At 35.6% G+C, this 23,081-nt stretch carries 16 protein-coding genes; 7 read left to right on the forward strand and 9 right to left on the reverse strand.

The annotated features are described in order from the left end of the window. Positions 1-29: 29 nt before the first annotated feature. Positions 30-806 carry a class I SAM-dependent methyltransferase gene (locus ACFINH_RS06035; protein WP_375632401.1) on the reverse strand — a complete coding sequence of 259 codons (777 nt, stop codon included), beginning with the start codon at positions 804-806 and terminating at the stop codon, positions 30-32. 421 nt (positions 807-1,227) lie between these two features. Here ACFINH_RS06035 and ACFINH_RS06040 point away from each other — a divergent pair, with 421 nt between their 5' ends. The 4 genes from ACFINH_RS06040 (at position 1,228) to parE (ending at position 5,737) form a co-directional block, all read left to right on the forward strand. After that, positions 1,228-1,854 carry a LemA family protein gene (locus tag ACFINH_RS06040; RefSeq protein WP_375629028.1) on the forward strand — a complete coding sequence of 209 codons (627 nt, stop codon included), beginning with the start codon at positions 1,228-1,230 and terminating at the stop codon, positions 1,852-1,854. Continuing rightward, on the forward strand, positions 1,854-2,705 hold the full coding sequence (locus ACFINH_RS06045; RefSeq protein ID WP_375632402.1) for a TPM domain-containing protein: 852 nt from the start codon (positions 1,854-1,856) through the stop codon (positions 2,703-2,705). The genes ACFINH_RS06040 and ACFINH_RS06045 overlap by 1 nt, the downstream gene beginning before the upstream one ends. A 146-nt stretch (positions 2,706-2,851) precedes the next feature. Further along, the gene (gene lipB, locus ACFINH_RS06050) at positions 2,852-3,589 is read left to right on the forward strand and encodes a lipoyl(octanoyl) transferase LipB (RefSeq protein WP_375632403.1); all 738 of its coding nucleotides are present in this window, start codon (positions 2,852-2,854) and stop codon (positions 3,587-3,589) included. A gap of 81 nt (positions 3,590-3,670) precedes the next feature. After that, positions 3,671-5,737: a DNA topoisomerase IV subunit B gene (parE, locus tag ACFINH_RS06055; RefSeq protein ID WP_375632404.1), complete on the forward strand. Its 2,067-nt coding sequence runs from the start codon at positions 3,671-3,673 to the stop codon at positions 5,735-5,737. A gap of 17 nt (positions 5,738-5,754) precedes the next feature. Here parE and recJ read toward each other — a convergent pair whose 3' ends face one another. Continuing rightward, complete coding sequence (gene recJ / locus ACFINH_RS06060) at positions 5,755-7,539, reverse strand: single-stranded-DNA-specific exonuclease RecJ (protein ID WP_375632405.1); 1,785 nt, start codon at positions 7,537-7,539, stop codon at positions 5,755-5,757. Positions 7,540-7,835: 296 nt separating this feature from the next. On the opposite strand from recJ, the gene rplM reads away from it, so the two are divergent. After that, on the forward strand, positions 7,836-8,300 hold the full coding sequence (rplM, locus tag ACFINH_RS06065) for a 50S ribosomal protein L13 (RefSeq protein ID WP_015856544.1): 465 nt from the start codon (positions 7,836-7,838) through the stop codon (positions 8,298-8,300). Between the two features lie 2 nt (positions 8,301-8,302). Beyond that, positions 8,303-8,788: a 30S ribosomal protein S9 gene (gene rpsI / locus ACFINH_RS06070; RefSeq protein ID WP_015856545.1), complete on the forward strand. Its 486-nt coding sequence runs from the start codon at positions 8,303-8,305 to the stop codon at positions 8,786-8,788. A gap of 311 nt (positions 8,789-9,099) precedes the next feature. Here rpsI and ACFINH_RS06075 read toward each other — a convergent pair whose 3' ends face one another. The 6 genes from ACFINH_RS06075 to ACFINH_RS06100 all read right to left on the reverse strand — a co-directional run bounded on the left by ACFINH_RS06075 (position 9,100) and on the right by ACFINH_RS06100 (position 17,142). Next, positions 9,100-9,465, reverse strand: coding sequence for a response regulator (locus ACFINH_RS06075; protein WP_273724078.1), 366 nt, complete (start codon positions 9,463-9,465; stop codon positions 9,100-9,102). 545 nt (positions 9,466-10,010) lie between these two features. Then, a complete protein-coding gene (locus tag ACFINH_RS06080) occupies positions 10,011-10,370 on the reverse strand; it encodes a hypothetical protein (RefSeq protein ID WP_375613153.1) in 360 nt (119 codons plus the stop codon). Positions 10,371-12,772: 2,402 nt separating this feature from the next. Further along, positions 12,773-13,561 carry an ABC-2 family transporter protein gene (locus ACFINH_RS06085; RefSeq protein WP_375632406.1) on the reverse strand — a complete coding sequence of 263 codons (789 nt, stop codon included), beginning with the start codon at positions 13,559-13,561 and terminating at the stop codon, positions 12,773-12,775. Then, the gene (locus ACFINH_RS06090) at positions 13,545-14,369 is read right to left on the reverse strand and encodes an ABC-2 family transporter protein (protein WP_375632407.1); all 825 of its coding nucleotides are present in this window, start codon (positions 14,367-14,369) and stop codon (positions 13,545-13,547) included. Before ACFINH_RS06090 ends, ACFINH_RS06085 begins: the two co-directional genes overlap by 17 nt. Then, positions 14,344-15,363 (reverse strand): ATP-binding cassette domain-containing protein, encoded by a 1,020-nt coding sequence (locus ACFINH_RS06095; protein ID WP_375632408.1) that lies wholly within the window; start codon positions 15,361-15,363, stop codon positions 14,344-14,346. Before ACFINH_RS06095 ends, ACFINH_RS06090 begins: the two co-directional genes overlap by 26 nt. 795 nt (positions 15,364-16,158) lie before the next feature. Further along, on the reverse strand, positions 16,159-17,142 hold the full coding sequence (locus ACFINH_RS06100; RefSeq protein ID WP_375632409.1) for an RluA family pseudouridine synthase: 984 nt from the start codon (positions 17,140-17,142) through the stop codon (positions 16,159-16,161). A gap of 206 nt (positions 17,143-17,348) precedes the next feature. Here ACFINH_RS06100 and ACFINH_RS06105 point away from each other — a divergent pair, with 206 nt between their 5' ends. Then, the gene (locus ACFINH_RS06105) at positions 17,349-19,130 is read left to right on the forward strand and encodes a glucan ABC transporter ATP-binding protein/ permease (RefSeq protein WP_375629013.1); all 1,782 of its coding nucleotides are present in this window, start codon (positions 17,349-17,351) and stop codon (positions 19,128-19,130) included. Positions 19,131-20,380: 1,250 nt separating this feature from the next. On the opposite strand, the gene alaS is transcribed toward ACFINH_RS06105, so the two are convergent. Continuing rightward, a complete protein-coding gene (alaS, locus tag ACFINH_RS06110) occupies positions 20,381-23,047 on the reverse strand; it encodes an alanine--tRNA ligase (protein ID WP_375632410.1) in 2,667 nt (888 codons plus the stop codon). Positions 23,048-23,081 lie beyond the last annotated feature (34 nt).

Here is a 23,081-nt window from a genome sequence, read left to right on the forward strand (position 1 = left end):
AAAGAGCAAAAGCAATCATCGATATCGGATTATCCTGCATACATATAGAGCTCACTTCGATACAAAAGCTCCAAATTGCCTTGCACTTCATATTTCTTTATCAATGCGACCAATTGCCGCAAATATTCTTCCCCATAGCAAGCAATAGCGCGTTGCGCTTGCGTTGAAGAGCGGCTCATTCCAATAAAAGCTTCAGATGGGATCATCATCGTCCAATTGTGCGTATGAAAAAAAATCTTTTCTGGATCTACCCCAAAGCCATCAGTCATTTCCTGTAAAAAATCAAAATTACGATAATAACGGGAATAATTCGGACTCATTTTCTCTAACAATGTCTCATAAGCCTCTAGAAATTCGCTATGCTTGAAATCACGATTATTTTGAATAACCGCCATGACACCATTGACTCGAAGTTGATCTGAAACAGAACAAAGCAACTTGGGACGATCCATCCACTGAAACGCTTGCGCTGCAATGACAAGATCAACCTCGCCAATTTGAGGCAATAGGTCTTCGGCACGGCCCTGATACCACTGCACCGTAGGAAATTTTTTTCGCCCCTGCTTAATCATATCTGCCGATACATCGATAGCATGATATTGGTGCTCATTTCCTAAAAATTTAACAATTCCCTCTAATGCGATGCCTGTCCCAGCACCCACATCCACAATGGACAAATGCTTTTTGTTCTTAAAAGGATGGAGCATGGTTTTAAATAAAGTAAGGGGATAGCGAGGACGATAACGATCATAATCATTAGCCAATCCATCAAACTTTTCACTTTGCCGCTGAACACTTTCTATCATAGGACTTTCACCCTCCTTCTCAATTACTACCATACATAATTAAAAAGCCTTTTTATCCAATGTATTAAACATAACTTCTAAAGGAGGAAAATAAGAACTGCCCTGACCTTCTATCTTTCCATAAGATTGATACTTACATTTTTCTCTTTTCCAATTGTTATCTGCACGTTGCGAAACCCAAAACTCCTACGAAAATAATATATTTTTCTGTAATAATAATTGATATAAATATTATTGATCTTTTATAAGATGACATCTATATTACTATTATTATTTTAACATCAACAAGTCACTTAAGCGTACCTAAAACGCAGAGAGATATCAATTTATTGATAAATACGCCTGTTTATAAAGTTCAAAATACTTTCCACCAAGAAAATAAACCCTATATAATACATAAAATATCTGTGGAGACATCTTTATGTTAAATGTACAAACTTCTTCAATGTTTAAAATATTAAAAAAATTTCCAATCGTGATTCTTTTGGCATGGTTAGTGCCATTTTTAAGTGGGTGCGGATTTAATACGATACCAACAAATGAAGAAAAAGCACATGCAGCATGGAGTGAAGTGCTCAATCAATATCAACGTCGTATAGATCTCATCCCCAATCTTGTAGAAACAGTTAAAGCTTACGCAGCTCATGAACAAAGTGTTTTCACAAATGTAATTGAAGCACGTGCTAAAGCAACACAAGTCAACATTAATGCAGATATGTTGAATAATCCAGAAGTTATGCAGCAATATCTCAAAAATCAAGCAAATTTATCAAGTGCACTTTCGCGACTTATGGCTGTTGTTGAAAACTATCCGGATCTTAAAGCAAACCAAAACTTTCTTGCTCTTCAATCACAATTAGAAGGAACAGAAAACCGTATTTCCGTTGCGCGCCGCGATTATATTGAAACAGTACGTGCCTACAATACTGCACTCAAAACAATGCCGACGATGATTTGGGCAAAATTATGGTTTCGTGATGCTAAACCTATGCCAACTTTTACCATCGATACTGATAGCCAACAAACACCAAAGGTTAATTTTAATTAATGAAATCATTTCGATACTCTTTGCAACGTATTGTATTTCCAAAATTATGGGCTTTTATCTGCTCTCTGTATTTAGTTGCTGCATTAGGAAGTATCGCTTGTTCGCAAATAAAATTTCCTCATTTAACAGGTTATGTTAATGATGTGGCTCATTTGCTCGATAATGCAACCAAGGAAGACTTGACAAAAAAACTGGCAGCACTGGAAGAGAAAACGGGAGATCAAATTGTTCTTGTAACACTCCCTACTCTTTCGGGCAACGATATAGAAACGTACAGCAATTCTCTTTTTCGTACATGGGGATTAGGCCAAAAGAAGATCAATAATGGTGTATTACTGGTCATTGCACCGAATGAACGCACAGCACGTATCGAAGTTGGATATGGTTTGGAAGGAGAGCTAACAGATGCTCTTTCCTCTGTCATTATTAATAGCTTCATGATTCCTAATTTTCGCGAAGGAAATTATCAAAAAGGAATTGCTGAAGCAGTTGATACAATTATCAAAGTTATTACAGAAAGTGATTCTGATTTTACTTTTCGCATCAAAGAAAAAGCTAAAATCGTTGAAGAACAACGTAAACAAGCTGAAAAAGAAGAAATGATTATAAATACAATCATGTTTCTCATTCTCTTTATAGTCGTTGGTTTGCCCATTCTTGCAATGATTTTTGGTAAAAAAGTGGGCCCACAAAAGTATCTCTGGCTGGGGATCATCTTCACACCTTGGTTTCTTAACTTAAGTGCCGGTGGCAGATATCCTGGTGGAAGGTTCGGTGGTCCTCGAGGTGGAGGGGGATTTAGGGGTGGTGGTGGATCATCTGGTGGTGGTGGTGCAACAGGAAGATGGTAAAAGGAACGTGGATTTTTAAGCGTAGCAAATCTTCTTAAGATAAAATTTATGAACGTATTCTCTTTTATTCAACAATTCTATACCTTACTCTATAATCACTTTTATTGATTACAAAATAAACTCAAACATCAAGATAAATATTACCAATGACATTTGAATTGAAACATACGGATCGTAATCACTTATCACATCATTTTAATGCAATTCTAGGAAATCCACCCGTTGAATGGAAGATAAGTGATCATCTAGTTGAGTATCCTGAAGCTCTGCGTTATATGCAAGAACGTGTAGAAAAAATTCTTGCAAAAACCGCGCATGAACAAGTTTGGCTTCTTGAACACCCTTCCCTTTATACAGCGGGAACGAGTGCAAATAAAAAAGATCTTTTGGCGCCTAATTTATTCCCTGTTTATGAAGCAGGACGAGGAGGTGAATTTACATATCACGGTCCAGGACAGCGTATTGCTTATATCATGCTTGATCTTAAACGCCGGAAACAAGACATTCGTGCTTTCATTAGTGCATTAGAAGAATGGATCATACAGATGCTTGCCAACTTTAATATTAAAGGCGAACGCAGAGAAGATCGCGTTGGTGTCTGGGTTAAACAGTCTCATTGCCCATCAAAACAAAATGATCTTTCTTCCGAAGATAAAATTGCAGCTATTGGCATTCGAGTGCGCAAATGGATAAGTTTTCATGGAGTTTCTATCAATGTTAATCCTAATTTAGCCCATTATTCAGGAATTGTTCCTTGTGGAATTACAAACCACGGTGTAACAAGCTTTCTTGATCTAGGTTGCCCTGTAGCAATGCATGATATTGATATTGCTCTCAAACACGCTTTTGAAAAAATTTTTGGTCCAACAATCGATGTTTCCTAAGTGCATTGATTTTTAAATAAAAAACAGGCATAAAATTATTTTAATAAATATTTGATTTTATGAGGTGGATAGTTAAACGCTATGAGCGATAACAAAAAGGATCTTTTTAGTGTTTTAAATAAAGCCCAATCTCGGGTAAATACAAAAGAAAACACTCTGCAGTCTCCAATGAAATCAAACGCGATGATTTCAAGAAAAAGTGCAAAAGATACGCAAGAAGATGACTATAATGCCCTCTCTATTCGAGTTCTTGAGGGTTTAGAGCCGGTACGTTTACGCCCTGGAATGTATATTGGTGGAACAGACAGTAAAGCGCTTCATCATTTATTTGCCGAAATTATTGATAACGCGATGGATGAAGCTGTTGCGGGTTATGCAGATTCTATTGAGGTCTCATTAGATAGGAACGGTTATATAACCGTTACAGATAATGGACGCGGTATTCCTGTTGAAAATCATCCTCAAATGCCTGAGAAATCGACTCTTGAAGTTATTATGACACAACTCCACTCAGGGGGAAAATTTGATGGAAAGGCTTATCAAACTGCAGGTGGACTTCATGGAGTAGGAATTTCTGTCGTCAATGCTCTTTCTGATGATATGGAAGTTGAAGTTGCACGAGAACGAAAACTTTACCGCCAACGTTTCTCACGCGGTATTCCTCAATCTGGATTGGAAGATCTGGGAGATGTTTATAATCGTCGTGGTACGCGCGTTCGTTTTCATCCTGATCATGAAATTTTTGGTGAAAAAGCAGCTTTTGATCCAGAAAAAATCTATAAGATGACATGCTCCAAAGCCTATCTTTTTGGTGGCGTAAAAATTCGCTGGTCTTGTGATCCCGTCATACTTGAAGGCGCAAAAAATATTCCTGAAAAAGCTGTTTTTCATTTTCCCGATGGGCTTAAAGACTATTTACTTTCGTCACTAAAAGATGAATATCGAGTAACGTCAGAAATTTTTTCTGGCAAAACACAACACAATAATGGCCATGGCTCCGTTGAGTGGGCTATCGCTTGGCATGGTGGTGATTCTTGTGTGCAATCTTACTGCAATACGATTCCTACAGGAGAAGGCGGAACACATGAAATAGGATTACGTCAAGCTCTTTTGCGTGGATTGAAATCCTACGCTGAGTTAATAGGAAACAAGCGCGCAACGATTATTACGTCTGACGATATTATGATTTCAACAGCCGCAATACTTTCAGTCTTTATCAGTAACCCTGAATTTGTTGGACAAACAAAAGATCGATTAGCAACCATTGAAGCACAGCGTATCGTTGAGAATGCAATCCGCGATCCCTTTGATCATTGGTTAGCAAATTCCCCACAAGAAGCAACAAAACTTCTCGATTGGGTTATCGAACGTGCTGAAGAACGTGTTAGACGACGCCAAGATAGAGAAATAAGTCGAAAAACTGCTGTCCGTAAATTACGTCTGCCCGGTAAACTTGCAGATTGTAGCCAGAACCATGCTTTGGGTGCTGAACTATTCATTGTTGAAGGGGATTCTGCAGGAGGATCTGCTAAACAAGCAAGAAATAGAGCAAACCAAGCAATTTTACCTCTTCGTGGTAAAATCTTAAATGTCGCCAGTGCTGCACATGAAAAAATGAACTCAAGCCAAACAATTAGCGATCTTATCCTTGCTCTTGGATGTGGAACACGCTCCAAGTATCGTGAAAAAGATCTCAGATATGAACGTATTATCATCATGACAGATGCTGATGTTGATGGTGCTCATATTGCGTCACTGCTCATTACCTTCTTCTTTCAAGAAATGCCTGACCTTATTCATCAGGGACATTTATATCTTGCCGTCCCTCCCCTTTATAGAATATCGCAAGGAGGAAAAGTTGCTTATGCTCGTGACGACATTCATAAGGATGAATTGCTCAAAACTGAATTTACTGGAAAAGCTAAAATCGAAATCGGGCGTTTTAAAGGGCTGGGTGAAATGCGCGCAGAACAACTTAAAGAAACAACTATGCATCCTCAAAAACGTACATTGCTTCGTGTTTCTATTGATGCCGTGGAAATGCAAGAAACGAAAAAGACTGTAGAAAGTCTCATGGGAACAAAACCAGAAGCACGATTTCGTTTCATACAAGAAAACTCTACTTTTGCTTCTAATCTAGACATCTAATATAAAAAATATCCCTTTCAAACCACTGCGGCTGCGTCAATCACGCGCAGTTGCGGATTGATCGTTCCATTCCAATAATTCAAACTAAGATGACCAGCTAAATGAATCATTTCACCAATATTTTCAAAAAGAAAATCACCTAGCGATGTCCCTACAGCACGAAAAGCTATTCCTTGTAGTTTTTTTCCTTCAACATTAGATACAATGAGGCGAAGATGTCCTTTACCAACTTCAGATAGATTCACCAGTCGATGAGAGGGAAGAACAAAAACAGGTGTTGCATTCCCTGCCCCAAATGGCCCTGCTTTTTCAAGCAATTCAAACAGCGCTTCATTAACACCAGAAGCAGAAAGAGAACCATCTATACTAAGAGATTTTTTTGCACGCAACTGTGAAACCATTAAAGAAACTTTTTCTTCTAGCCATTTTCGAAAAATTTCAATTTTTGTTGATTGAATTGTAATTCCTGCTGCCATACTATGCCCCCCTCCTTTTTCTAATAAATTTAATGTAACAGCTTCACGAACGATTGCTCCTAAATCTATACCATTAATTGAGCGTCCCGACCCTACGCCATTTCCATCTTCTTTCAAAGCAATAGCAAAAACAGGACAAAAAAAACGCTCTTTGAGGCGGGAAGCAAGAATACCAATAATCCCCGGATGCCATTCTTTATGAGAAATGACAAGTGACAATGGTATTTCTTGATCTTGATAAAGAGAAGAAATGTAAGATTCCGCTTGTGCTAATTGAATATTCTCCATTTCTTGGCGTTCTTGATTAAGCCGATCTAATTGTTCTGCTATTCTGTCCGCTTCATCTTTATTCTCACAGCTAAGCAAACGTGCTCCCAAAGCTTGATCACCAATGCGCCCTCCTGCATTAATTCTAGGACCTAATAAAAAACCTAAATGAAAACTATTAAGCGGCTCCCCTATTCGTGCAACCTTTGTTAAAGCTGTTATTCCTAGATTATGCATAGAACGAGCAACTTGAAGCCCTTTTAACACAAAAGCACGGTTAACCCCCTGTAATGGAACGACATCACATATGGTTGCCAATGCAACAAGATCAAGCATACTTAAAAGATCAGGCAGCGGTCCTTGGAATTGTTTTTTCCGCAGCAAATGATGAACCCAAGCTAACGTAACAAAAACAACGCCAGCTGCACATAAATGCCCCTGTTTAGAAAAATCATCAGGACGATTAGGATTGACAAGAGCAACAGCTTCTTGATGAATCTCTGACATTTGATGATGATCTAAAATCACAACATCAGCACCAGCAAGCCTCGCTGCTTTTACGGCATCTGGACTGTTTGCGCCACAATCAACAGTGATAATTAACCGAGCGCCTTCTTGCACAAGCATCCTCATTGCTTGTTCATTCGGACCATAGCCTTCAACAATACGATCAGGAATATAAATTTTGACTTCAATACCAAAATAACGAAAAAAACGCGCTATGAGTGCCGATGAACAAGCACCATCAACATCATAATCACCAAAAACAGCAACCTGTTCTTGATTGAGAAGAGCCTTAACAATACGCTCTGCAGCGCATTGCATATCCCTAAAACTTTCTGGATCAGGCATAAGCGTACGTAATGTTGGATTAATAAAAGCAACAGCCTCAGCTTCATCCACATCTCTTGCTGAAAGTACTCGAGCTAACTGATCTGGAAAGCCAAATTTTTGAGAAATAGCGCGCGCGTTATTTATCCCTTGAATATCAAGGGCATCTAACCAAGCTTGACCACAAGCAGAAGATTCAACATTGAGAAAATAACGAGACCACTGCATTATTGCTTATTTTATAATGAAGAACGATAAAATACAATCATGCGTTAAAGATAAAATAGTCTTTTGCAACATTCATTTTAAGTTTAAATGGTCTACAAACTTCTTTTAATGGGGTATTATAATACCTTTCTTGTAACATGTTGTTTTATAAAGTTTTTATTTTCTCTTGACGTCAATCAAAAGACATTATATCAGAGCAAGTAGTATGCGTTAAATATTTCGCTATGGTAACAATTTTCAACGCAAAACAGTAAAAATTCCCTTATATTAAAAGGGTTCTAATAAAGGATACTTCTATGGCAACTTTTTCACAAAAGCCAACTGAAGTGGTGAAAAAATGGGTTATTATTGACGCAGAAAACCTTGTTTTGGGTCGTCTTGCCACATTTGTTGCTAACCGCTTACGTGGCAAACATAAAGCTACATTTACTCCACATGTTGATGATGGTGACAACGTTATTGTCATTAATGCAGATAAAATAGCTCTCACTGGCAAAAAATATACGGATAAAAAATATTATTGGCATACCGGCTATATTGGTGGAATCAAACAACGTACAGCACGTCAACTTCTTGAGGGGCGTTTTCCCGAACGCGTTATTGAAAAAGCAGTAGAGCGCATGATTCCTCGAGGGCCTCTTGGTCGCCGTCAATTGAAGAATCTACGTGTTTACGCTGGAAGCCAACATCCACATGAAGCACAACAGCCTGAATCTCTTGACGTTGGTGCTTTAAACCGCAAAAACAAAAGGATTGCTTGATTATGGCTGAAATTAATTCTCTTTCTGAGCTTAGCATAGTAACAAGTATTACAGAAACACATGAAAATGTTGTTCCTGTTCACGTGCAGAAGCTTGATTCACAAGGACGTGCTTACGCAACAGGAAAGCGTAAAGACGCTGTTGCGCGTGTATGGATTAAACCAGGTTCTGGAAAAATCACGATCAACAATAAGGAATTTGACAAATATTTTGCTCGTCCTGTTCTTAGAATGATTCTTCGTCAACCAATTGTTGCAACAAATAGGGATACCCAGTTTGATATTATTGCAACCGTTGCAGGCGGTGGTCTTTCTGGACAAGCCGGTGCAGTGCGCCATGGCATTTCCAAAGCTTTAACCTATTACGAACCAGAACTTCGCTCAATCTTGAAAAAAGGTGGGTTTCTTACCCGTGATAGTCGTGTTGTTGAACGTAAAAAATACGGTAAAGCAAAAGCACGTCGTTCTTTCCAATTCTCAAAGCGTTAATTTCAATTTTTGCAATGCATAAAGCCTCGGACAAAAACGGGGCTTTTTTAAACTGCTAAAACAGACTTTTAGATGAATGTAGGAACAAATCTATACCGATTAGAAAAAACAAGAATGCAAAACAACCTCTTCTCTTAAGATAAAAGGCAAGAAAAATAGACCGAAAAAATTCAAAACTTCAGTTTCAATTTTTTAAATCTGTTTTACTAACTTGTAATATATCGACGTGCTAAAGCACAAAAATATTTACGCGACAACTTTAGCAATCTTATAAGCTTTTCAATATTTTTTCTATCATCACTTAACAAGCTTTAGTCCAAGAAATGCTTTACCATTGTAATAAAATGAGGGACAGAAATAGGCTTTGACATATATTCTTCACATCCACTGGCACGAATTCGCTCCTCATCGCCTTTCATAGCAAAAGCTGTTACAGCAACAACGGGGATTGATCGAAGTTCTTCATCTTCTTTTAATTGTTTAATAACATCTATTCCAGAGACCTCTGGCAACTGGATATCCACAAGGATAAGAGATGGCATTGATGAACGCGCCAAATCTAATGCCATAAGACCATTACGCGTTTCAACGGTTTCATAACCACTCGCTTCTACAAGATCGCGAAATAACTTCATATTAAGCTCATTATCTTCCACGATCATGACTTTTTTTGACATTCGTATAACTCCACCCTTCTCAGATAAAATAGAGAAATAGAAATGAATCCACATTCTCTTTGCTTAAGATAAAATGATAAAATGAATTGTAAACCACAAAGAGATTAAAAGATTCCAATAAAAGCATTTTTGCAAATATTTGTAAGACGCATCGCTATACTTATTCAGTTCATCAACATAAAACCCACAAATAGTCGTAAGATTGTGTGACCTTGTATTTTTTGAGTTGATATACAAAGTTTATGGATATCTCAATTAATGCATTCGCGTTTTCATCATAAAAAAAATATCAACCACAAACTTAGCTCAAATGCGCATTTTGAAGAGAAAAAAATTTAAGTAAATTTAAAAAGCAACTGATTAGCTGAATTTAATGCACCATATACTGGCATCCACAAAACAATATCTTAATGATATAAAAGGATAAACTTATCAAGGTCATTAAGATTAAAAAAAATAAATAAACCGTGATTAAATATCACGGTTTATTTAATATAAAACATTCAATAACAGCATAATTCAAAGTTTATCAAGGATAATATCTTTTAATTCAAAGCCCATGAACTATGAGCAAAAGCATCGAATGTTCTTCCACCTGTCTCTCTGTTAGGACTCGGTGGCTTTCTAGTAAAGAAATATACAAGATATGCGATGAGACCAAAAATCGCTGTCTCCAACCCCATTAAACCCGCAACTTTTTGGACATTTTTCTCAGCCCCTTGTCCTCCAAACTGGCTAATAATCATATCAACAGCTTTAATAACTCTATTTTCCTGTGTCATTACGGAAATAAAACCAGCATTTTGAAATCTGCCATTTAAAGAATCAGCATTGGCTCTTAAAATCTGTGAAAAGAAAATCGCTACTGCAACAAAACATACTATACAATGCTTGAATATTTTCATCATAACCACCTAATTACAACATTTAGTAAAATAAATTTTCTTTACCGCCCCCTCTAAATAGAAAACATTCCGTTATCTATCGATAAAGTATATTTATCTTCTGATAATAAAAATATAATACAAAATTTAATTAATAATTTTATTTTAATTGTTATTTTTATATTATATTACACTTACAATATATCCGTTACATGTTTATTTAATAATTGTCAATTATTTTATTTGTACTTTACATTATGTAGTTTAATGATAAAAATATGTTAAAATAAAATTATTTTATTGTTTTTATTATAAATTTAGCTTTATTATCATAAATATTATTATGATTTTATAATATATAAAAATATCAATATGTTGTTTTTTAGTTACACATAATGTTTTTATTTTTTGTATAATATAGTAAAATAAATATTTTTATAAAATAATTTTTCCTTAGGATAGATTGAGAAAAAATATTTGCCCCAGCTACAATTAGCGTAAGCACCAGCTTAACTCTTTGATTGAAAAAGCTAAATTAGGTAAGATAAGGGATAACTTTGGTGAATGCGCCAAATCTAATGCCATAAGCTATTACGCATTTCAACGATTTCACAGCCATGCGTTTCTACAAGAACGTGGAATAATTTTAATAAAGTTCATTGTCTTCCACAATTATAAATTTCTAACATTAATATAATTCCACGACTTTAAGATAAAATAGAGAAATAAAAATGAATACACCTTCTTTCTAACCAAGATAAAATGATTAAAAATATAAATCATAAAAAATTTAATAATGTCCAATAAAAGCATTTTTGCAAATATTTGTAAGACGCATCGCTATACTTATTCAGTTTATCAAAATGATAATCTAGAATAGCCGTAAAATGATGTGATCGTATATTTTTTGAGTTAATACGAAAAATTTATGGATATTCAAATCAGCTCATGCCCCTTTTCATCTTAGAAAAGATATCAATCACGAAAATTAACATAGATATATATTTGGAAAAAAATTTAAATAACGTTGATATGGATAGATTATTTGCTAGCAAACAATCTTCTCTATTAAATCAGAGTGTTCACTACTGTGATATTGTAATCTCAATCACGACAACACTTCAATAACAGACTAAAATATAGATTCACTATAAGCTTAAAATAAAAATTTTGGAATTGATCATACATACAATGAATGAACCGTAAAATACAAAAGTAATCATAACACTAAAAAATGAAAAAGCTTATCACTCTTGTTCACTATTCCTTCCTCTCTCATTTTTTCTGTGTTATTTTTAAAGTCTTGTAAAAGATATGAATTACATGCAAAAAAAATTAGCCCTTTGTAATCTCTACGCCATCAATCACATTAGTTTTATTAATGATAAGCAATAACATTTGTATAGCTCTAAGCTTAGAGAGCAAAACCAGATTAAAGTATCATTTTATTTATTGTAAAGAGGATGTAAAACTCCATTTTTCTCTTATCATTGTTAAGAAAAATTGAAAAATGAGCTTATTAATATTAAAAAAATAGAAAATAATTTTTTAAAAAATAATATCTTATTTAATTACTTTTTAAAATAATATAAATATATTATGTTTATATTGTATATATTTAATTAAATAATAATATTTATAATAACACTAAAATATTACATAATAATTATCTTTATATTAAATAAAATCATAATATAAAATAAGAAATTCACAATAAAATTATGTATAATTCCATTAGTTAACCAGTACAACAAAGAAATATATTTAATTATGTTATTGAACTCAGTTGCGTTGCCATCGTTTTTGCCCGCTTTGCTTAGTGAATCCTTTTATTTCCAAGCAATTATTAACTGAATTTTGACTGCTCAGCATGCTGAAAAATCTCTATGTGATTGTTGTCTTGATAATTGCTATCATGTTGTTTGGCGAAGCTCTTAGCTTTCTATCGGGCAACTTAAAAGCTTTATTCTGTCAATTTTCTTATTGTTTAAGCAAAAACTCATCCACGTAATAATATATTGAATGTACCAACAAAATCCGCACGAATAACCACATTTTGCACATATAAAAATTACCCATCTTTGACAATTTTTTAGCACTATAAACGCAACAAAAATAAATTTTGCTCGGAGAAGAAAGCACTACTAATATTGTACACCATCTTACCATTGGCTTGTGTCATCAAGCAGCCATCTAAACTCAAACTAATCTAAAACCAAGAAATTTAACTCTCTGATTTTTATTGTAAATTCTTTGCTCATAGCTATAGAAATACAACCGATTTTATGCATGAATATGTCTAATAAAAAATCCTCATGTGTAAATTTTACATGACTTATACCGCCAGCATAAATAACGATATTTTACAGTACGATAGAATTTTTACTCAATTTTTTATTTTTATAATCATGATGACTTTCATCTCATCCCCCTAATCCATTAAATTTACGCATTGTTTTCTTATAACTTATGAAAGTCATGACCATGGAAAGAAAAGCGCTCAACAGAAGATATCCAATATTCCATTCGCCTTTACCAAGCAACAATGACACAGGCAAGGAAGCAGAAAAAGCCATGGGAAGCATAAACAAAAGCCATTTTACGATGCTTAAAGGATAAATTCCTATTGGCACAAATGAAAGCTCATAAATCATTTCATGAAAATATTCGACAGGCATCTTACGGCTAGTAATAAATGTTATAAAATTAAACATCATGAAAAAACAAATATTGACGATAAAAACACAAAATATTGCAACAATAAAAGAGATCCATCTTAGCTTAAGATCAGAAATATTCGGTAATGATACAAATAAATAGGCACTAACATAAAGGACAAAGAGCTTGATCAAATTAAGAGGTTTACACCAACCAAACAACATCAACAACCAAATTGAAACGGGCTTTATCAAGTATGGTTCAATTTTACCATCCGCTACTTTTTCAAAAAACGTTTCAATAGAATTAATAAAAATATTCAAAAATATTCCAAGTAAAACAAAGACAACAAAGATAAAATGGATTTCATCTCTGCTATAGTTACCGATCTTTCCTGAAAAAGAAGATACTCTATCAATAAATATGAATTGAATAAAATAATAGCATAGAGAAAGAATAAACTCCCCAGCCAAATTCTTACCATAAACAATCTGTCGGCGAATATTCAGACTGATAAAATGAAGGATGATTTTCATCTCAACCACCTGCTCCATTATATGCTTTCATCCCTTTATTCCAAGCGATATAAATTAAGAATAAAAAACACAAAATATAAGTAAAACTTCCGAAAATAAACTGCTGAAACAACGCTAAATTTTGCGTCGCGAAAAACTCGGCAGGAGCGGATATCATGAAACGATAAGGATTAAATTGCATAAGTGGAATAAGCCACACCGGCCAAAAAGATGGTGGTAAAAGAACACCCCCTAGAAGCGTTGAACTGAGAATACTGAAAGAGAGTAATATATTGTACTCAATCACCCAAAAGCTTAATAAGGCAATTCCAAAAGAGAGTAAAAAACAAAGCAATTGTGATAGAATAACAACCAGAAAAAAGAACAGAAAAGCGATGATCAATCCCAGAATATTTTCATAGGATAAAACAAGCTTAACAACAAAAAGAGCCAATAACGGGATGCTATATAATACACTCTCCCCTAAAAAAGTAAAAAGCATTTGTGTCATATAACTAAAGGGCTTTGTAAGATATACTTCTAATTGACCTTCTTTAACATGATGAGAGAAAAACTTAATCACATTATAACCATTATTTAAACGACCTAGGACTAAAGCAAAAGCATAATAATACATCATATCATAAAAGCTAAAGCCATTGATGGTGTTGCCCGTATCAGAGAAAAGTGCATTCCATAATAGAAGTTGAATAACAAATGGCGAAAGTGTCCCAATGATAATATCGGTAAAAAACATTGCTCTATCACTTAGAACAGTGAGTAATCCATTCTTGGCAAAAAGAAACATACCAAAGCAGTGGTTAGATAAATTCTTTAAATTTAACACGGAGCATCTCTTCAAGCGAGGGAGTGGATACAGAGAACGTACAGTTCAATTTGGTTGTAATTTCGCGTACAAAACGCGCAAAATCCTCACGGGGCAGCGAAACCTCCAGCGAGCATTCTTCAGCGTTAAAGTGCTTATCTTTTAAAGAAGTAGATAATTTTAACGCAATCTCATCAATTTTTTCTACAACAGCTGAAGGTACAGCCATGTGTTCACAAAAAAACGTTATTCTCACCAAAGAAGGAATGACATTTTTAAGCGCGTGAAGATTACCATGAAACTGTTTCTTTCCTTTATGCAAGAGAATAATATCATCAACGTATCCATCAATATCTCCCATATCATGACTTGTGATGATATACCCAGTGCCACGCTCCCTTTTCAGTTTTTTAAGAAGCTCCCTGATTTCATGCTTAGATGTAATATCAAGACCAATACTTGGCTCATCGAGAAACAACAGTTTAGGTCTAAAGGAGAGATTAAATGCCAATTCACTTTTCACTCTCTCACCCAGACTAAGCATCCGCACTGGCTTATCCATAATACGCTCAAGACCCAGCAACTCAGTAATCTCTTTAAGATCACGGGTAAAAGAGGCGTGTTCAAGACCATATAATGGTTGAACCATATCCAGACTGTAGCGTAAGGGCAAATCCCACCATAAACAATTCTTGTGACCAAAGACCACACCCAAGGACTTGAACAGATTTTTCTTCGCTTTATAAGGATCAACACCAAGGACTTTAACACATCCCTCATCAGCGTATTGTATACCAGAAAGTATTTTAATCAGTGTCGATTTACCCGCTCCGTTAGGGCCAAGAATTGCTAACGATTGCCCTGAAAAGAGGGTGAAACTCATGTCTTTTAACACATGATGATTTGTATAAACCGGCTTGAAGAGAGAAAAGACCTTGTTTTTAAAACCAATTCCTCTGTCAATGTTGCGATATATTTTTGAGACGTTATTAACGTCAATCAATAATGATCCCATCAGTCACTCCTCATTTCAACTTATCCCCCCTTTGAATGTTTCCATAATAAATATCTGTTTTTGTTCACTAGAAAAAACAAAAGTGTTCAAGCCCTCCTTAGAGCAATAAAACGCGCCTGACGTTTTATCTCCAATTTTTTGTCTAGATATTTTTTCAATGTGATGAGTTCACTTCAATGAAGCATTAAGATACTAAAAACTTATTTCTTCTTTTATGAAAGATAATCTTTTGGATAAACTAAGTAAGTAGAAAAATAATTGGTCATTGAAAGGAGAGCTTTGCTAAGAAGGCTTCATTGTGTAAGCAAAGATACAAAGCATAAATCTATACTATAAGCATATCAAACCACATTGATAACAAAACAAAAATCCTTGACAACAGGAATTTTTTGAGAGGCTACTTTCCCTCAGCATTACTATAAAATGCCTCCATTATTCCCCATGAAAAAACTAAAATTGCTTTCACTATTTTAGTAAATATCTTTCAGATTTTATCTAACTCATCTCCCTCAACAGACACGCCTCCCCAATATATGACCTCTGTAGATAATTCAAAGGAGCAGCTTCATAAACTCAGATTATTAAACGATACATCATATCCAAAATAACAATACAATCAATATGGATAAAGAGCTGTAGAAAGAAAGCCATGATATTCGAAAATTTCATCACTCAAAAACACAATTTTCTCATAGCTATTGACTTATCAAAAACTTTCTTCAAATGATGCCCTATTCATCTTATCAAATTTATAGATAAAATTTGTATCAATCAAAAAGAACAAATGAAGTTTGTTTAGTCGGTTTCAGCATCACTCTCATTAAAAGATAAAAGATTAAAACTTTGGACCATATGAGGTGGTAAAGGTGCAACAATGTCCAATATTCCTCCTGAAGGATGCGGAATACGAATACGACGTGCATGAAGATGAAGACGATTTTGAATTCCTCCTGGTAATGTCCAATTACTATCAGAAAAAAAATACTTTGTATCGCCAATGATAGGATGATCCATATGGGCTGCATGCACACGAAGCTGATGTGTTCTCCCTGTATAGGGTTCCATTTCAAGCCACGAAAGAGCCCGCCCTCGCGTATCTAAAACGCGATAGTAAGAAACCGCATGATGTGAATCTGGCTCCCCATGTTCACAAACACGCATTTTGTCACCTTGTGCAGTCATTTCCTTAACCATCCACGTTGAAATTTTGTCCTGCTTTTTTTTAGGCACGCCCCGAACCAACGCCCAATAAGTCTTTTTTGTTTCTCGCGCTCTAAAAGCAGCAGTTAAGGACTGAGCAGCTCCCCTTGATCGCGCAACAATAAGCACACCCGACGTCTCACGATCAAGACGATGAACCAAACGCGGCTTTTCACCTTTTTTATTGCGCCATACCTCAAGCATACTATCCATATGACGTGTTAAACCAGAGCCTCCTTGTACAGCCAACCCAGCTGGTTTATTAAAAACAAATACCTTTGGATCTTCATAAAGCAGCATTTTTTTCAAAACGGTCCCATCATCCTGCCCACGAAGTGTTTTATCCGTTATTGAAAGACTCTCCTTGTCATTAATAGGGAGAGGTGGAATACGAACAGCTTGCCCTATACAAAGACGCGTATCGGCTTTAACACGTCCACTATCAACCCGTATCTGACCAGAACGCAACAATTTTTGCAAAGCTCCAAAACCAAGTCCTGGATAATGCACTTTAAACCAGCGATCTAAGCGCATTCCATTTTCATCTGCCTCAACTTTTTTTATTTCTATGCCTGCCATGAAAATTCCCTTACCTGATAATTTTATTGATCTATTTTTGCGCCTTTATAAACACAAAAATTCATATTTTAGTTGGTTTTATCACACCATATTACAGTTAGTATCCAAAATTTCCTTTTCTTAACGTCCAAATTTTATTAGCTAAAAACTAAGCGTTGTAAAAATCAACAGCCTTTACGCTTAATAGCGAATGGAGATAATTAACCGTGTCCTTATTCAAAACCTATGCACGTGTTCTCACTTACCTAAATAGAGAAAAAAATGCATCCCTTTTAATCTGTACCGCTAATGTTATATTAGCTATTATCACTATTGCAGAACCTATTTTATTTGGACAAGTTATTGATTCTATTACAGACAAAACAGCTATCATCCCTACTCTTGCCATTTGGGTTTGTTTTGGACTTTCACATATTATTGCTTATGTCCTTGTGGCTCGCGGTGCTGACCGCTTAGCCCATAGACGCCGCTTAACGGTTTTAACGGAATCTTTCGAACGTATCATTGCCATGCCTTTAATTTGGCATCAACAACGTGGAACTTCCAACGCACTCCATACACTTTTGCGCGCAATAGATTCCATGTCAACCATATGGCTTGATTTTATGCGCCAACATCTCTCAACGCTTGTCGCCTTATTGGTTCTCATCCCCATAGCGTTTAATATGAATTGGCGTCTTTCAATAGTCTTGGTTGTGCTTGCCATCATTTATGTATTAATTGCACGTTTAGTGATGCGAAAAACAAAAGACGGACAAGCCGCTGTAGAATGCTATCATCATAACCTTTTTAAACATGTCAGTGACTCAATCTCTAATGTTTCCATTGTACAAAGTTATAACCGAATAAAAGAAGAAACTTCCATACTGCATCAACATACAAATGCTCTTCTTAAAGCACAAAATCCTGTTCTCAATTGGTGGGCGCTCGCCAGTGGCTTAAATCGAATGGCTTCAACAATTTCAATCGTTTGTGTTCTTCTCCTTGGAGCTTTTTTTGTTGCAAAAGATCAATTACGAGTAGGTGAAGTCGTTGCTTTTGTTGGATTTGCACAACTCATGATTAGCCGCCTAGACCAAATGAGCAATTTTATTAATTGTGCAATATCCTCACAAGCAAAACTGCAAGAATTTTTTGAAATGGAAGACTCAACCTTTCATATTAACGAACCGCAAAATCTTCCTTCCCTCCAAAATGTTAAAGGCGCCATACAATTTCATCACGTGACCTATCAATTCCCAAATTCTTCTCAAGGTGTTTTTGATATTTCCTTTGAAGTTAAAGCAGGACAAACTGTTGCGATTGTAGGACCAACAGGGGCTGGAAAAACAACATTGATCAATCTGTTGCAGCGCGTATACGACCCTACCCTTGGGCATATCTCCATTGATGGAATAAATATATGCTCAATCAATCGCGAATCTTTACGCAAATCTCTAGCAACAGTATTTCAAGACTCGGGTCTTTTCAACCGTACTATTCATGACAATATTTCAATAGGAAAAGCGAGCGCAACGAATGAAGAACTTTATGAAGCAGCAAAAATAGCAGAAGCTCACGATTTTATTCTAAAAAAAGCTGATTGTTATAACACAATGGTGGGCGAACGAGGATCTCAATTATCAGGTGGAGAAAAACAGCGACTAGCAATTGCACGCGCTGTTTTAAAAAATGCCCCTATTCTCATTCTAGACGAAGCAACAAGCGCTCTTGATGTTGAAACAGAGGCACGTGTCAAAGATGCTCTCGATTGCATAAGCCATAACCGCACTACTTTTATTATAGCACATCGCCTCTCAACAGTACGCAATGCTGATGTGATACTCTTTCTGGATCATGGTCACTTAATGGAAAAAGGAAACTTTCAAGAATTGATCGATAAAGGGGGACGTTTCTCTAATTTTTTAAAGGCAAGTGGTTTAACAATCAAACCACCAGAAAGAGAAGGAGAAAATGTTATCCCCTTACATGAAGCCATAGCATCATAAAATTAATACTCTTTTTCAAGCCAAAAAATCCTCTTCAATACAATAAGAGTTCTTATATATGATACAAGTAAAAAGATTTCTAAAAATGCCACAATCCATTTTAGGTATTTAAGAAAAATATTAAAACAGTTTAGTATTTTCTCTGCTATTGCAATTTTACTAGATTAGAACAAAAATATTTTCCTATATCTGTGCATACTGACGAGTATACATTCTCATTTAGGGAAAATGTAAAGATGTAAAGGTAAAAACAATTTCCAGTTTTACCGTCTTCTTTTAACTCAGCTTTACGAATTTCAAAACGAACTAAAGAAATATCTTTTAAATAATGAATATTATGTATTGCTTTGCACTTTTGTTTATCACGTTCTTTATAGTCCTCTCATAAAGAACAGAACATCATTGTTTTGCACATTCATATGACTTTTTTAAGAAACATTTTTCAATGCTCTTAAGCCCATTTCACAACGACATTCGTGAGTGGTTTTGATTAATTTAACATACACAGAATTTGAAATAATAAAACCCTACGAATATTCGTAGCTCTTATTCAAAAGATAAAACGATAAATTATCATTACAATTCAATACATTAAAGAAATTTTATCATAAATAAATTAGATATTAATCTAAATCTTTAGATTTATGTGATATTCATTTGATTTATATTGATAATTCATTACTTTATAACTTGAAATAAAGATTTATAAAGATAGGAGAATATTCTTTTCAAAACCTTTTAATAATAAACCAAAAAACTGTTTTCTTGTACATAACAAGCAAAATAAAAACAACACAATAGCTCTAAGATACAACAACTCTTTATAAGCCTTTTCAAGAAAAGAGATTTTATTCATTTGAAAACTAATAGAATAATGACAGCTTATAACTTTATAAGGATAATCGTATGCAATAAATCTTGTACTATTCCTTTCATAAAAAGAGATGTTTCTTCAAAAAATCTATAAGAGCAACACAATAACTAGTCTCCCTAGTAAAAGAATACACAGCAAAGCATGAAGTGCTGCATAGTCTATCTTATCTTAAAAAGGTGATTCCTAAAACGCTTGGAAGCTATAAAGCCAAATGATACAGTGGTGATAAAGACAAACACTGTCTTTATCTTTACAATTGTATTTCCCCCAATTACGCTGTATCTGCATTTCAGAAATACACCAGACAGATATTCATGATACATAGATGCCAACCCAATATAACAATGTAAAAAACACCTATGCAGAATGATTTAATTTAATTTTTTTCAAGAAAATCTTTTAGTGCCGCAAATGCCTCATCAGCTTTGTTCCCCTCAGGACCACCAGCCTGTGCCATATCAGAACGGCCACCTCCACCTTTACCACCAAGCATCGCTGAAAGAATACGAACGAGATCTACAGCATTTAATTTATCCGTTAAATCATCCGTAACACCGACAACAGCACTCCCTTTTCCATCCTCCGAGACACTAATAAAAGCAACCACTCCAGATCCAATTTGTTTTTTCTCAGAATCGACGAGCGCCTTAAGATCCCGTGGTAAAATATTTTTAACAACGCGTCCGGTAAAAGAAAACCCATTGATGATGATAATATCATCTTGGCTCCTTTCTGTGATTCCACCACTCAACATCATTTTCTTGCGTACATCATTCAATTCTTTTTCAAGTTTACGACGATCATCAAGCAAAATTCGCACCCGTTGTTCCACACCAGCAGAAGAAGTTTTTAAAAGATCAGCGATTTCATGAATACGTTCATCTTGGCGGCTAAGATAAAGACGTGCTTCTTTGCCTGTTAAAGCTTCAATACGCCGCACTCCAGCTGAAACAGAACTTTCAGAAACAATATGAATTAAACCAATATCACCTGTTCGCTCCACATGTGTCCCTCCACAAAGCTCAATTGACCAACGCTTTTTTAATCTTTCCTGTTCAAGTGGCTCCCCCATAGAAACAACGCGAACTTCATCACCATATTTTTCACCAAACAATGCCATGGCTCCTTCAGAAATGGCATCATCTACAGCCATGAGGCGCGTTATTACTTTACTATTTTGCAAAATAATCTCATTGGCTAAATCTTCTATTTTTTTCAACTCTTTTGGTGAAACGGATTTTGGATGGGAAAAATCAAAACGCAACCGATCTGGCGATACAAGAGAACCCTTTTGTGTAACATGGTCCCCCAATGTTTGGCGTAAAGCTTCGTGTAACAAATGAGTAGCAGAGTGATTCGCACGAATTTTCTTACGACGAACAATATCAACCGTTAATTCTACACAATCAGACCTCGATGCCTGACCAGATTTCACCTCCCCAATATGGATAAAAACACCATCACCCTTTCTTTGGGTATCATGCACCTTAAAAATAAAATTTTCACCAGAAATGATACCGCTATCACCAATTTGCCCACCAGATTCACCATAAAAAGGTGTCTGATTAACAACAAGCATAGCTTTCTGATCTGAAGAAATATGATCAACAATTTTACCATCACATACAAGAGCTGTAAGAATACCTTTCGCTGTCTCAGTTTCATAACCTAAAAACTCTGTGGCCCCCACTTGATCACGAACAGAAAACCAGATTTTCTCTGTTACAGCTTCTCCAGAACCAGACCAATTGGCACGTGCTTCCTCTTTTTGGCGTTCCATCGCTTTATCAAAAGCACCAACGTCAACAGATATTCCGCGACGACGAAGAACATCTTGCGTCAAATCAAGCGGAAAACCATAGGTATCATAAAGTTTGAAAGCAACTTCACCATTCAAATAGTCTCCTTCTTTAAGATCGGTACTTGCTTCGTTCAACAAACCAAGTCCTCGTTCAAGCGTTTTACGAAAACGTATTTCTTCTAACCTTAAAGTTTCTGAAATCAAAGATTCAGCACGTGTCAACTCAGGATAAGCTTGTCCCATTTCGCGAATTAAAGCAGTCAAAAGTCGCCACATTAAGGGCTCTTTAGCACCAAGAAGATGCGCATGACGCATAGCACGACGCATAATACGACGTAAAACATATCCTCTTCCTTCATTAGAAGGAAGCACACCATCAGCAATCAAAAATGCAGATGAGCGAAGATGATCAGCAATGACACGATGGCTGGCAATAAAATCACCCTTTGCCTCAATCCCTGTAATTTCTTCTGATGCAGCAATTAATGCACGAAAAAGATCAATGTCATAATTATCATGAACGCCCTGTAAAACAGCAGCAATACGCTCTAATCCCATGCCTGTATCAATAGAAGGGTGAGGTAAGTTAACACGTTCTTCCTTGGAAACTTGCTCATACTGCATAAAAACAAGATTCCAAATCTCAATAAAGCGATCCCCATCTTCATTAGCACTTCCAGGAGGACCGCCCCATATTTCATCACCATGATCATAAAAAATCTCCGAACAAGGCCCACAAGGGCCTGTTTCTCCCATCGACCAAAAATTATCAGCCGTCGCAATACGAACAATTTTTTCATCTGGAAGACCTGAAATTTTACGCCACAGTTCAGCAGCAACATCATCACTCTGATAAACTGTCACCAACAATTTATCTTTTGGCAGGCAAAATTCCTTTGTTAAAAGATTCCATGATAAAAAAATAGCTTCTTCTTTGAAATAATCACCGAAAGAAAAATTACCCAGCATTTCAAAAAATGTATGATGGCGCGCCGTATAACCAACATTATCAAGATCATTATGCTTTCCACCCGCACGAACACATTTTTGTGCCGTTGTTGCCTGCGTATAAGAAGGTTGTTCAAGTCCAGTAAAAACATTTTTAAACTGCACCATCCCTGCATTTGTAAACATAAGTGTAGGATCATTCCGCGGAACAAGCGGACTAGAAGAAAGAACTTTATGCCCATTACGATGAAAATAATCCAAAAATGTTGACCGAATATTATTAACACTATTCATGTTGACACCTGCTCAATACAGCACAAAACCATAA

Source organism: Bartonella sp. AA74HLJMH (assembly GCF_042197045.1).
In the GTDB taxonomy this organism is placed as follows: Bacteria; Pseudomonadota; Alphaproteobacteria; order Rhizobiales; family Rhizobiaceae; genus Bartonella.